Below are 12,956 nucleotides of genomic sequence, written 5' to 3'. Positions count from 1 at the left end.
CGTCCTGCATCAGCGCTTGGTCAGCAGCAACTTCCCGCGCTTCTGGATCGCCACCTGCGCGACCTCGGCGAACCGTTGCAGCAGCCACGGCAGCGTCACCTCGACGCGCACATGGGCATCCTCGACATCGACATGCCCGGCCGCGACCTGTCCCAGCGCGCGGACGCGAAAACTCATGCGGTTGTCGTCCCAGCGCTCCTCGTCGACGCTCAGCACCGGCAGGTTCGCCGTCGCGCGCGACAGGCCCGTTTTCAAGCGGCGCATCGCCTCGTCGCGGCCGAGGCTATGGGGTATCGAAACGATCAGCGGCGCCGACATTGCGATGCACTCCTCTGTGGATTTCGTTGATGTAGTTCTGTTCCAAGGCAAACGGAAGAACCACACAGTTTTATCGCACCGCCAACTCCGGAACCTTCACAGTTACGGGTTGTTTTCCTTCCCGAAGGGCAGAAACGAGACGAGCCCGCGGGGCTGAGGAGACGCTAGATGTCAATTGGAACGATCCTTCTCATCATTCTGATCATTGCGCTGCTTGGTGGCTTCAGCGGCATCGGCGGCGGACCGTTTTACGGCACCGGTTATTACGGCGGCGGCGGGCTCGGTCTGGTCATCGTGATCCTGCTGATCCTGCTCCTGATGGGACGACTGTAGCGCGTGGCGGCACTGTACCCGATCCACCATCAACGACTGTCATCACCCGCGAAAGCGGGTGATCCAGTATTCCAGAGACGCTTGCGATTGAACCGATAAGCCGCGGCATACCGGATACCCCGCTTCCGCGGGGTATGACGAACCAAGCCCGGCGGCACGAGCTTGCCCAACAGTTTCTACTGCGCCGCGAGCTTCTTCATCGCCGACTTGATCGACGACGCTGCGTCCTCGTAGCCATCCCAGGCTTTCGTCTTGGCGAGCAAGGCCGGCACGGTGCGTAGCGTGAATTTCTTCGGATCGAGATCACCGCGCAGCTGCGGCCAGGTCAACGGCATCGACACCGTCGCTCCCGGACGCGCCCGCGGCGACAACACCGCGACCGCCGTCGACATCCTGTCGTTGCGCAAATAGTCGAGGAAGATCTTTCCCGTGCGCTTGGCCTTGGACATGTTGATCAGATAGCGCTCGGGATCGTCCTGGGCCATCCACTGGCAGACCGCCTGCGCGAACGCCTTGGCCTCCTTCCACGTCACCTTGTCCCTGCTGCCTGCGAGCAGCGGTGCGACGACGTGCAGCCCCTTGCCGCCGGTGGTCTTGCAGAAGCTTTCGAGGCCGACCGCGGTCAGCCGCTGCCGCATGTCCTTGGCGGCGTCGATCACGTCGGCGAACGCGACATCGGGCGCGGGATCGAGATCGAACACCAGCCGGCCCGGCGTGTCATAGGCATCGGGCGCGCAATTCCAGGGATGCAGTTCGAGGCCGCCGGCCTGCGCAACCGCCGCCAGGCCCTCGACCTGGTCGATCTGCAGATAGGGTTTGCGGTCGCCCGAGACCTTCGCAAGCTTGAGCAGTTTCGACGTGCCGGCCATCGCATGACGCTGGAAGAAGGTCTCGCCCTTGATGCCGTCGGGCGCACGCACGATCGAGCACGGCCGACCTTTGAGATAGGAGATCATCCATTCGCCGACCGCCTCGAAATAGTTGGCGAGGTCGAGCTTGGTCACCGGCTCGCCATCGCCCGCATCAGGCCACAGCGCCTTGTCCGGATGCGAGATGACGACGCCCATCACCTCGCTGGACGCCTTCCCGGTGCCCTTCTTCGCCACGCCCTTGGCCATCGGCTTCACCACTTTGGTTACAACCGGCCGCTCGGCCACGACCTCGTGCGCCGGCTTGTCCTGGCGCAGGCCCTTGAAGGCGGCCTGGCGGATATTTCCGGCATCGGTCCAGCCGGCGAATTCGATTTCGGCGACCAGCTCCGGCTTCAGCCAGTGCACGTCGCGGATCTTCTTCGGCGCGTCCTTGCCGCCGAACGGGCTCTTGTCCGCCTCCGCCGCCTTCAGCGCCGGCATGATGCGGCGGACCGTGTCCTGGCCGAAGCCCGTGCCGACGATGCCGACAAACGCCAGATGATCGCCGCGATAGACGCCCGCCATCAGCGAGCGGAATTTGCCGTTGGTGGTCTTCCAGCCGCCGAGCACCACCTCATGGCCGGCGCGAACCTTCGCCTTGGTCCAATCATCCGACCGGCCGGAGCGGTAGGGCCTGTCCAGCCGCTTGGAGACGATGCCTTCGAGGTCGAGCTTGCGGGCCGAATCCAGCACGGTCTCGCCGCTTTCCTCGAAATGCTCGACGTAGCGGATCAAAGGGTTATTCTTGCGCACGGCGAGCAGCTTCTTCAGCCGCGCCTTGCGCTCGATGAGCGGCAGCGGGCGAAGATCTTCGGTACCGGCGAACAGCAGGTCGAACGCGTAGAAGATCAGCCGATCCGTCTGGCCGTCGGAGAGCGCGGCCTGCAGAGTCGAAAAATGCGGCGTGCCGTACTTGTCGAGCGCGACGATCTCGCCATCGATCAGCGCGTTGGGCAGCTTCTCCGCCTCCTTCACGATCGCGCCGAACTTGGCGGTCCAGTCGAGCCCCTTGCGCGTCTTCAGCACGGCCTCGCCGTCTTCGACACGGAGCTGCACGCGGTAGCCGTCGAACTTGATCTCATGGCACCAGCCGGCGCCGCCGGGCGGCGCTTCGACGGCCCGGCACAGCTGTGGCGCGACGAAATCAGGCATCTCCGATACCTGCTTCGGTTTCGCCTGCCGCGCCACTTTCAGCCGCTCCTTGGGCGCAGGCGCCTTGGTCCTGGCACGCGCGTCCGCGGCCATGCCGTGGTTGGACTGCCAGACCGCGTCAGCTTTGGCCTTGCCGTTGCCCTTGGCCAGCATGAACGGCTTCGGCGCCCGGCCCTTGCCGGCCGCGATCTGCGCCATCGAGCGTCCGGAGGCGACCGAACGGTCGTCGTCGAGGATCTCCTCGCCGTTGCCGTCAACGGCATATTCGTCGCGGTGCTTGATCAGGAGCCAGTTGGTGCGCTTGCCGCCGAAACGGTCCCCCTTCATCCGCACCAGCACCCAGCTGCCGTGCAGCTTGTCGCCCTCGAGCGTGAACTTCAGGTCGCCCTTTCTGAAGCCGCGCTCGGGATCGTCCGATTCCCAGGTGCCGCGATCCCACAGCTGCACCGTGCCGCCGCCATACTGGCCTTCGGGAATGGTGCCTTCGAAATCGCCATAGTCGAGCGGATGATCCTCGACCTCGACCGCCAGCCGCTTGTCATGCGGATCGAGCGACGGCCCGCGCGTCACCGCCCAGGACTTGAAGACGCCGTCGAATTCGAGCCGCAGATCGTAATGCAGCCGCGTCGCGTCGTGCTTCTGGATGACGAAGCGCCGCTGCTTGCTGGGTGCGACCTTGACGTCGCCCGACGGCTCGCTGGTCTTCTCGAAGTCGCGCTTCTTGCGATAGGTGGACAGGTTTCTCAGCGACACAACAAACCTCGGAAAACCCTCGGCGCAAACGACGGCCGCCGCCTCCGTGCGGCCATCAGGAACCAAAACCCACGGTATCCGTTCAAGTTCCAAACTCAAGCTGTTTGGAGGCGATCATGGCCGCTCCCCGCGCCTACTGGAAAGGCACGCTCAAGCTCTCGCTGGTGTCATGCCCGGTGGCGCTCTACCCGGCCTCGACCGCGGTCGAGAAGACCCGCTTCCACATGATCAACCGGGAGACCGGCAACCGGCTGAAGCAGCAGATGGTCGATACCGAGACCGGCGACGTTGTCGAGGGCGACCAGAAGGGCCGCGGCTACGAGGTCAGCAAGGGCAAATATGTCGAGATCGAGAAGGACGAACTCGAAGCGGTCCAGATCGAGAGCAACCATACCATCGACATCGACAGCTTCGTGCCCGAGGGCGAGATCGACAAGCGCTATCTCGACCATCCCTATTACATCAGGCCCGACGGCAAGGCCGGCGTCGACGCGTTCGCGGTGATCCGCGATGCCATGAAGGATCAGGACCGCGTCGCGCTGGCGCGGATCGTGCTGACCAACCGCGAGCATGTGATCGCGATCGAGCCGCTCGACAAGGGTATGCTCGGCACCACCTTGCGCTACCCCTACGAGCTGCGCGATGCCGACGATTATTTCGACGACATCAAGAGCCCGAAGGTCACGAAAGACATGATCGAGCTCGCCGGCCATATCCTCGACAGCAAGGCTGCGCATTTCGATCCGTGGAAATTCAAGGACGAGTATGAGACCGCGCTGAAGGCCCTGGTCCGCCGCAAGGCGGCCGGCAAGCCGATCAAGGCCGCCGAGCGCGAGGAGAAGCCAAGCAACGTCGTGAGCCTGATGGACGCGCTGCAGCAGAGCCTGAAAGGCGGCAAGAGCGGCGCAAGGCGCTCGCGCTCCACCGCACGCCGCCCGACCGCGCATCGCCGCGCCGCCAAGAAGGCGCACCGGTCAAGCGCGCGGCGACGCAAGGCGGGGTGAGATCTCTCGTCCTTGCGAGCGCAGCGAAGCAATCCATCTCTCCACATACGCGGAGGGATGGATTGCTTCGTCGCTACGCTCCTCGCAATGACGGATGGATGCAACTCGTCCGCTACTTCTTCTTCGAGCTCTTCCGCTTCTTGGCAGTCTTGCGCTTCTTCGCCGTCTTCTTCTTGGACGCCTTCTTCGGCACCTTCCGCCCCTTGGCACGCGCCTCGGATAGCCCGATCGCGATCGCCTGCTTGCGGCTCTTCACCTTCTTCTTGGACCGGCCGCTGCGCAGCGTGCCGGCCTTGCGTTTCTTCATCGCGCGCTCGACATCGCGCGATGCCTTCCGCGAATACTTCCTTGCCATGGGTTGTCTCCCGCTAACGGAAAACAAGCCTCGATGGCAGCGAAAGTTCCGTTTGGTGTCGTCGGGCGACGGCACCAACGTAGCCCGCATGAGCGCAGCGACATGCGGGAGATGCCCCGGATATCGCTTCGCTCATCCGGGCTACATGTCAGTCCGCCGCGCGCAGCCGATAGCCGATGCCGGTCTCGGTCAGCACGAATTGCGGACGCTCGGGGTCGGCCTCGATCTTCTGGCGAAGCTGGCGCACATAGACCCGCAGATATTGCGCGTCGGTCAGCTCGTCCCACAATTCCTTCAAGAGGAAGCGGTGGGTCAGCACCTTGCCGGCATGCTGCACCAGCACGCGCAACAGGTCATATTCCTTCGGCGACAGCTTGATCTCCCTGTCGCCGACCTTGACGATCCGGCGCACCAGGTCGACCGAGAGATCGCCGGAGCGGAACACCGGCCGCTCGCCCTGCACCTGCAACTGGTGCCGCAGCGCCGCGCGCAACCGCGCCAGCAATTCGTCCATGCCGAACGGCTTGGTCAGATAATCGTCGGCGCCGAGGTCGAGCGCCTGCACCTTGCCGGCCTCGTCGCCGCGGCTCGACAGCACCACGATCGGCACGCTCTCGTTGCGGCCGCGGATCATGCGCAGGAGATCGTGGCCCTGGATGTCGGGTAAGCCGAGGTCGAGGATGATCAGCGCCGGCCCCTCGGCCAGCATCTCCAGCGCCAGCTTGCCGTTGGATGCCTCGAGAATGTCGTAGCCCTGCGTGCTCAGTCCCATCCGCAGCAGCTTGCGGATCGGCGGCTCGTCGTCGATGATCAGGACCTTGATCGGCGTGGCGTTCATGCAGCAGTGTCCAGCGCGTTGGTGTCGGCGGGGATCGGCAGGCGGATGGTGATGACGGCGCCGCTGCGGTCGGCGCGGTTGGCCGCCGCGATCGTGCCGCGCATCGCCTCGACGAAGCCGCGCGAGATCGCAAGCCCGAGGCCGGTGCCGGGGCGGACATGGTCGCCCTTTTCGGCGCGATAGAACTTGTCGAACACGCTTTCGAGCTCGGCGGCCGGAATGCCGTTGCCTTCATCGAGGACCTGCAGTGCGATCGTGTCGCGGTCGCGGGCGCCGCGGATCGAGATCGTGGTGTCCGCTGGGGCGTATTTGGCGGCGTTGTCGAGCAGGTTGAACAGCACCTGCTCGAACAGCACGGCGTCGAGCTCCAGCATCGGCAGGTCGGCCGCGAGCTCCAGCGACACCCGGTGATGCACCAGGATCTTGCTCGCCCGGCGCAGCGCGCTGCCGACGATCTCGCCGACATCGTGCCGCGCCGTGTTGGGCACGATCGCGCCGGATTCCAGCTTGGTCATGTCGAGCAGATTGGCGATGAACCGATTCAGCCGCTCGGACTCGTCGATCACGGTGGCGAGCAGATCGTGCTTCTGCGCATCGCTCAGGTTGGCGCCGAGGTCGCGCAGCGCCGAGGCCGAGCCGAGCACCGAGGCCAACGGCGTCTTGAGGTCGTGCGAGATCGAGGTCAGGAGCGCGCCGCGCAGCCGGTCGGATTCCACCGTGCGCTTGACGCGGTCCATGTCCTCGACCAGCAGCACCCGCTCGATCGCGAGCGCGCCCTGGTCGACCAGCGCATCGAGCAGCCGGCGCTGGTCCGGCGTCAGCAAGGGCCCGGTGCGGTCGTCGTCGATGCCGATCACCCCGATCGGGCCGCGGCCGGTGCGCATCGGCAGGAACAGCCGTTTTCCCCCGGGCAGCGTGTCGGAGCCGCGGCCGGCCGGGCGATCGTTGCCCCAGGCCCAGTTGGCGGCGGCGAGATCGGCCTGATCGAGCTGATCCTCCGGCGGATAGCCGCTCTTGACGGTCAGCATCCCATCCTCCGGCAGCAGCAGCACCACGCGCACCTTGAGCATCAGCGCGATCTGGTAGGCGGTCGCCCACAACACGTCGTCCAGCGTCGCGGTGCCGGCGAGCTTGCGGCTGAAGGCATAGAGCGATTCGGTGGTGCGGACGCGGCTGATCGCGGTGTCGGCCTGGGTGCGCACCCGCGCCGCGACATTGGAGACCAGAAGCGCGATCAGCATGAAGAAGAAGAACGCCGCGACATTGGTCGGGTCGGTGATGGTGAAGGTATAGACCGGCGGCAGAAAGAAGAAGTTGTAGCACAGCGAGGCCGCGACGCTCGCCAGCAGCGACGGCCCGAGGCCGTAGCGCGCCGCGGCGCCGACCACGGCGGTGAGGAAGACGAGGTCGACATTCTCGATGCCGAAAAACGGCTGGATCAGCTTGGCCGCGCCGAGCCCGAGCGCCGCCAGCAGCAGCGCCATCAGATAGGGCCGCGGATTGAACGGCTCCTGCCGCTGCGCGGTCTGCACCGCCGCCTTGCCGACCGGCAACTCGTCGCCGGCGATCACGTTGACGCTGATATTGCCGGCGCGCCGCACCAGATCGTGCACCACGGATCCATGCGTCAGCTCGAACCAGCGCGAGCGCGTCGACTTGCCGATGATGATCTGGGTGACGTTGTTGGCCTGGGCGAAATCGATGACGTCGTCGGCGATGCGGCGGCCGACGCCGGGAAGCGTCAGCGCCTCGCCGCCGAGCGATTCCGCGAGCCGCATGGTGTCGGCCAGCCGGTCGCGCTGCTCGTCGCTCAGCTGCAGGCTGCGCCGCGTCTCGATGCTGACCGCGGTCCATTGCGCATGCAGCCGGTCGGCGAGGCGCTTGGTGTAGCGCACGAGGCCGGCCGCGCGCGGATCCTCGCTCAGGCACACCAGGATGCGCTCGCCGGCGGCCCAGGGCCCTTGGATCGCATTGGCCTGCATGTGGTTGAGCAGCTGCTCGTCGACCCGCTCGGCGGTGCGGCGCAGCGCCAGCTCGCGCAGCGCGGTCAGATTGCCCGGCGAGAAATAGTGTTCCAGCGCCCGTTCGGCCTGCTTGGGCACATAGACCTTGCCCTCCTTGAGCCGCTGGATCAGATCGTCGGGCGTCAGGTCGATCAGCTCGATCGCATCGGCGCGATCGACCACCGAGTCGGGCACCGTCTCGCGCACCCGCACATGGGTGATCTGCGCGACGACGTCGTTGAGGCTCTCGATGTGCTGGATGTTGATCGCGGTGTAGACGTCGATGCCGTGCGACAGCAACTCCTCGACGTCGAGATAGCGCTTGGGATGCCGGCTGCCCGGCGCATTGGTATGGGCGAGCTCGTCGACCAGCGCGAGCTGCGGCCGTCGCGCGATCAATGCATCGAGGTCCATCTCTTCGAGCGTCTGGTCGCGATAAGCCAGCCGCTTGCGCGGTATCACTTCGAGGCCCTTGAGCAGGGCCTCCGTCTCCGCCCGTCCGTGGGTTTCGACGACGCCGACCACGACGTCGACGCCCGCCTTGAGGCGGGCGTGGGCGCTCGAGAGCATCTCGTAGGTCTTGCCGACGCCGGGGGCGGCGCCGATGAAGATCTTCAACCGGCCCGATCGATCGGTCTCCCGGCGCGCCGCCTCCAGCAGCGCATCCGGCGAGGGTCGTTTGTCAGGGTCGCGCTGATTGGCCATACCGCAATATAGTCATCCTGCGAGAGACAGCCTACTCCCCTATTTTGCGTTTGCCGCGTCGAGCGCCAGGTTGAGCGCAAGAACGTTAACGCGGGGCTCGCCGATGACGCCGGCGAAGCGGCCTTGCGTGTTCTGCGTCACCAGCTCGCGCACCGCGTCCTCGGACATGCTGCGCGCCTTGGCGACCCGCGGCACCTGGAACAGCGCGGCGTCCGGCGAGATATCCGGATCGAGCCCGCTGCCCGACGTGGTGACGAGATCGACCGGCACGCTGGCGGACGGGTTCTCCGCCTTCAGCTTCTCGACATCCTCCTTGACCCGGTCGTTCAGCGCCTTGCTGGTCGGACCGAGGTTGGAGCCGCCGGAATTGGCCGCGTTATAAGGCGCCGGCACGGTCTTCGTGGAGTCGTTCGGATCGGGCGCGACCGTTGCCGACGGCCGGCCGTGAAAGTATTTGTCTTCCTTGAATTCCTGCCCGATTAGGGTGGAGCCGATCACCTTGCCGTCCTGCTCGATCAGGCTGCCTTGTGCCTGCCGCGGGAAGATGACGCCGGCGATCCCGGTGATGGCGAGCGGATAGGCAAGGCCCGTGATCGCGCTCAGCAGGACCAGCACGAGGATGGCGGGGCGGATTTCTTTCAGCATGATTGCGGCTCCTTAAGCCAGGCCCAAAGCGGCGACGACGAGGTCGATCGCCTTGATGCCGATGAACGGGATGATGATGCCACCCACGCCGTAGATCATCAGGTTGCGGCTGAGCAACGCGCCGGCACCGACCGCGCGGTACTTGACGCCCTTCAGCGCCAGCGGGATCAGCGCAATGATGATCAGCGCGTTGAAGATGATCGCCGACAGGATCGCGCTCTGCGGGCTCACCAGATGCATGACGTTCAGCACCTGAAGCTGCGGATAGAACGCGAGGAACATCGCCGGGATGATCGCAAAATACTTCGCGACGTCGTTGGCGATCGAGAACGTGGTCAGCGCGCCGCGGGTCATCAGCAGCTGCTTGCCGATCTCGACCACCTCGATCAGCTTGGTCGGGTTGGAATCGAGGTCGACCATGTTGCCGGCTTCGCGGGCGGCCTGCGTGCCGGTGTTCATGGCGACGCCGACATCGGCCTGCGCCAGCGCCGGCGCGTCGTTGGTGCCGTCGCCGCACATCGCGACCAGCTTGCCCTTGGACTGCTCGTCGCGGATCAGCTTGAGCTTGTCCTCGGGGGTTGCCTGCGCCAGGAAGTCGTCGACGCCGGCCTCGGCCGCGATCGCAGCCGCGGTCATCGGGTTGTCGCCGGTGATCATCACGGTGCGGATGCCCATACGACGCAATTCGGCGAAGCGCTCGCGGATACCGCCCTTGACGATATCCTTGAGGTGGATCACGCCGAGCAGGCGGCCGTCCTTGGCGACCGCCAACGGTGTGCCGCCGGCCTTGGCGATCTCATCGGATATCGCCTGCAACTCGCGTGCGGCATCCGTGTTGACATTCGCCTGGATGGCACGAACGGTGCTGCCCTCGGTCGTTGTCGATGCGCTGCCACCGTTGATGTGGTTCAGGATGGCGTCCACCGCGCCCTTGCGGACCGAAGATGAGCCGGCATCGATACCGCTCATGCGGGTCTGCGCCGTGAACGGCACGAAGGTCGCGGCAAGCTCGTGCATGTCGCGGCCGCGGATGCCGTACTTCTCCTTGGCGAGCACCACAATCGAGCGGCCCTCCGGCGTTTCGTCGGCGAGCGAGGCAAGCTGCGCCGCGTCAGCCAGCTCCTGTTCGGAGACGCCGCGGATCGGACGAAACGCGGTCGCCTGGCGGTTGCCGAGCGTGATGGTGCCGGTCTTGTCCAGCAGCAGCGTATCGACGTCGCCGGCGGCCTCCACCGCGCGACCGGACATCGCCAGCACGTTGAAGCGCACCAGGCGGTCCATGCCGGCGATGCCGATCGCCGACAATAGCGCGCCGATCGTGGTCGGGATCAGCGTGACGAACAGCGCGACCAGCACCACGACCGAGATCGAGCCGCCGGCATAGGCCGCATAGCTCGGAATCGTCACCGTGGCGAACACGAAGATGATGGTGAGACCCGCCAGCAGGATGTTGAGCGCAATCTCGTTCGGCGTCTTCTGCCGCTCGGCGCCCTCCACCAGCTTGATCATGCGGTCGATGAAGGTCGAGCCTTGCGCCGCGGTGATGCGGACGCGGATCCAGTCCGACAGCACCTGGGTGCCGCCGGTGACCGCGGAACGATCGCCGCCGGACTCACGGATCACAGGCGCGGATTCACCCGTGATCGCGGCTTCATTGACCGAGGCCACGCCTTCGATCACCTCGCCGTCGGAGGGGATGTTGTCGCCGGCCTCGACCAGCACGATGTCGCCGACCTTCAGCGAAGTGCCGGGCACCATGCGATAGGTCCGGTCGGTGCCGGTCAACAGCTTGGCCTGGCTCTCGGTACGGGTCTTCTTCAGCGACTCCGCCTGCGCCTTGCCACGGCCTTCGGCGACGGCCTCGGCGAAGTTGGCGAACAGCACCGTGAACCAGAGCCAGAGGATGATCTGGAAGGTGAAGCCCAGGCTGGCGCCGCCGGTGACGAGATCGCGCACGAAGATGACGGTGGTCAACGCGGCGACGATCTCGACCACGAACATGACGGGGTTCTTCACCATCAGCCTCGGATCGAGCTTGACGAAGGCCGACGAGATCGCCGGCACCAGGATCTTCGGGTCGAGCATGGTCGACGCCTTCACCTGCTTCTGCAGTTTCATGGTTTCCATGGATGTCACTCCAATCTAATTCGATCAGAACAGGTTGTTGGCGTTCATCGCGAGGTGCTCGACGATCGGTCCGAGCGCCAGCGCCGGGAAGAAGGTCAGACCGCCGATGATCAGGATGACGCCGACGACCAGGCCGACGAACAGCCCGCCAGTCGTCGGGAACGTCCCTGCCGACGGCGGATGGGTCTTCTTCTCCGCCAACGATCCCGCGATGGCCATGGCCGGTACGATCATGAAGAAGCGGCCGACGAACATCGCGCATGCGCCGGCGAGATTGTAGAAGAGAATATTGCCGGTGAGGCCGGCGAAAGCCGAACCGTTGTTGGCGGTCTGCGAGGTGAAGGCGTAGAGTACCTCGCTGAAGCCGTGAGGGCCGGCATTGGCCATCGATGCGACTGCGGTCGGGTACACCACGCCAACGGCGGTCCAGCCGAGATACATCAAGGGCAACACCAGGATCGCGAGCATCGCCATCTTGACTTCGCGCGCCTCGATCTTCTTGCCAACGTATTCCGGGGTGCGGCCGACCATCAGGCCGGCGACGAAGATCGCCAGCACGACGAACAGCAGCATCCCGTAGAGGCCGGCGCCGACGCCGCCGACGATGATCTCGCCGAGCTGCATGTTGATCAGCGGGATCATGCCGCCGAGCGCGGTGAAGCTGTCATGCATCGCATTGACCGCGCCGCAGGAGGCGGCGGTGGTGATCACGGCAAACAGCGAGGACGCGACGATGCCGAAGCGGACCTCCTTGCCCTCCATGTTGCCCCCGGTGAGGCCGAGCGCGTGCAGCGCCGAGGTGCCGTTGGCCTCCGCCCAATAGGTGACGGTGACGCCGGCGACGAACAGGATGCCCATCACGGCGAAGATCGCCCAACCCTGGCGCTCGTTACCGACCATGCGGCCGAACACGTTGGTCATGGCGGCGCCGAGCGCGAAGATCGAGACCATCTGCACGAGGTTCGACAGCCCGGTCGGGTTCTCGAAGGGATGCGCGGCGTTGGCGTTGAAGAAGCCGCCACCATTGGTGCCGAGCATCTTGATCGCAACCTGCGAGGCGACAGGCCCGAGCGCGATGGTCTGCTTGCCGCCCTCCAGCGTGGTGGCGTCGATATAGGCGTGAAGCGTCTGCGGCATACCCTGCCAAACCAGGAACAGCGCATAGACGATGCAGATCGGCAGCAGCACATAGAGCGTGCAGCGGGTGACATCGACCCAGAAATTGCCGACGGTGCGCATCGACGAGCGGGTGAAGCCGCGGATCAGCGCCATCGCCAGCGCGATGCCGGTAGCGGCCGACAGGAAGTTCTGGTGGGTCAGGCCCAGCATCTGGACCAGATAGGACAGCGTGCTCTCGCCGCCGTAGTTCTGCCAGTTGGTGTTGGTGATGAAGGAGATCGCGGTGTTGAAGGAGAGGTCCTCGGCAACCGCCGACTGCCCGGCCGGATTGAACGGCAGCACCGCCTGCAGCCGCATCAGGCCGTAGATGATGGCGAAGCCGCCGACATGGAACAGCAGCATGGCGACCGTATAGGTCAGCCAGTGCTGCTCGCGCCGCTCGTCGACGCCGCCGACCCAGTAGATGCCGAGCTCGACCGGGCGCAGCACGGGCGACAGGAAGGTGCGCTCGCCATTGAACACGCGGGTCATGTACCAGCCGAGCGGTTTGACCAGCGCGGCAACGATCGCGCAAAACAGAATAATTTGAATCCAGCCGATGACGGTCATTGCGTCAAACCTTTCGAATGGGAGCGAAGCGCAGCATCGACGCGAACACGCCGAGCAACAGCCCGGTCAGCACCGCGTCGGCCA

The 12,956-nt window shown here is 65.4% G+C and carries 10 protein-coding genes; 2 read left to right on the top strand and 8 right to left on the bottom strand.

Annotation, left to right across the window (positions count from 1 at the left end):
- Positions 1 to 9: 9 nt before the first annotated feature.
- Positions 10 to 318, bottom strand: a complete 309-nt coding sequence (locus tag JEY66_RS13185) for a polyhydroxyalkanoic acid system family protein (RefSeq protein WP_016846775.1) — start codon at positions 316 to 318, stop codon at positions 10 to 12.
- A 168-nt stretch (positions 319 to 486) separates the two neighbouring features.
- On the opposite strand from JEY66_RS13185, the gene JEY66_RS13180 reads away from it, so the two are divergent.
- Positions 487 to 651 (top strand): DUF3309 family protein, encoded by a 165-nt coding sequence (locus tag JEY66_RS13180; RefSeq protein ID WP_016846774.1) that lies wholly within the window; start codon positions 487 to 489, stop codon positions 649 to 651.
- Between the two features lie 176 nt (positions 652 to 827).
- On the opposite strand, the gene ligD is transcribed toward JEY66_RS13180, so the two are convergent.
- The gene (gene ligD / locus JEY66_RS13175) at positions 828 to 3,467 is read right to left on the bottom strand and encodes a DNA ligase D (RefSeq protein ID WP_018273104.1); all 2,640 of its coding nucleotides are present in this window, start codon (positions 3,465 to 3,467) and stop codon (positions 828 to 830) included.
- 116 nt (positions 3,468 to 3,583) lie between these two features.
- On the opposite strand from ligD, the gene ku reads away from it, so the two are divergent.
- A complete protein-coding gene (gene ku, locus JEY66_RS13170) occupies positions 3,584 to 4,471 on the top strand; it encodes a non-homologous end joining protein Ku (RefSeq protein WP_026193169.1) in 888 nt (295 codons plus the stop codon).
- A gap of 112 nt (positions 4,472 to 4,583) precedes the next feature.
- On the opposite strand, the gene JEY66_RS13165 is transcribed toward ku, so the two are convergent.
- The 6 genes from JEY66_RS13165 to kdpA all read right to left on the bottom strand — a co-directional run bounded on the left by JEY66_RS13165 (position 4,584) and on the right by kdpA (position 12,872).
- Positions 4,584 to 4,826, bottom strand: coding sequence for a DUF6496 domain-containing protein (locus JEY66_RS13165; protein ID WP_018273106.1), 243 nt, complete (start codon positions 4,824 to 4,826; stop codon positions 4,584 to 4,586).
- Between the two features lie 148 nt (positions 4,827 to 4,974).
- Positions 4,975 to 5,664 carry a response regulator gene (locus JEY66_RS13160; RefSeq protein ID WP_018273107.1) on the bottom strand — a complete coding sequence of 230 codons (690 nt, stop codon included), beginning with the start codon at positions 5,662 to 5,664 and terminating at the stop codon, positions 4,975 to 4,977.
- Positions 5,661 to 8,372, bottom strand: coding sequence for a sensor histidine kinase (locus JEY66_RS13155; protein WP_018273108.1), 2,712 nt, complete (start codon positions 8,370 to 8,372; stop codon positions 5,661 to 5,663). The genes JEY66_RS13160 and JEY66_RS13155 overlap by 4 nt, the downstream gene beginning before the upstream one ends.
- Before the next feature lie 39 nt (positions 8,373 to 8,411).
- A complete protein-coding gene (locus JEY66_RS13150) occupies positions 8,412 to 9,017 on the bottom strand; it encodes a K(+)-transporting ATPase subunit C (protein WP_018273109.1) in 606 nt (201 codons plus the stop codon).
- A gap of 12 nt (positions 9,018 to 9,029) precedes the next feature.
- The gene (gene kdpB, locus JEY66_RS13145) at positions 9,030 to 11,144 is read right to left on the bottom strand and encodes a potassium-transporting ATPase subunit KdpB (RefSeq protein WP_018273110.1); all 2,115 of its coding nucleotides are present in this window, start codon (positions 11,142 to 11,144) and stop codon (positions 9,030 to 9,032) included.
- Positions 11,145 to 11,168: 24 nt separating this feature from the next.
- Positions 11,169 to 12,872 carry a potassium-transporting ATPase subunit KdpA gene (gene kdpA / locus JEY66_RS13140; RefSeq protein WP_018273111.1) on the bottom strand — a complete coding sequence of 568 codons (1,704 nt, stop codon included), beginning with the start codon at positions 12,870 to 12,872 and terminating at the stop codon, positions 11,169 to 11,171.
- Positions 12,873 to 12,956: the final 84 nt, after the last annotated feature.

It is taken from the genome of Bradyrhizobium elkanii USDA 76 (assembly GCF_023278185.1).
Taxonomy (GTDB): Bacteria; Pseudomonadota; Alphaproteobacteria; order Rhizobiales; family Xanthobacteraceae; genus Bradyrhizobium; species Bradyrhizobium elkanii.
This window is presented reverse-complemented; position numbering and strand designations above follow the sequence as displayed.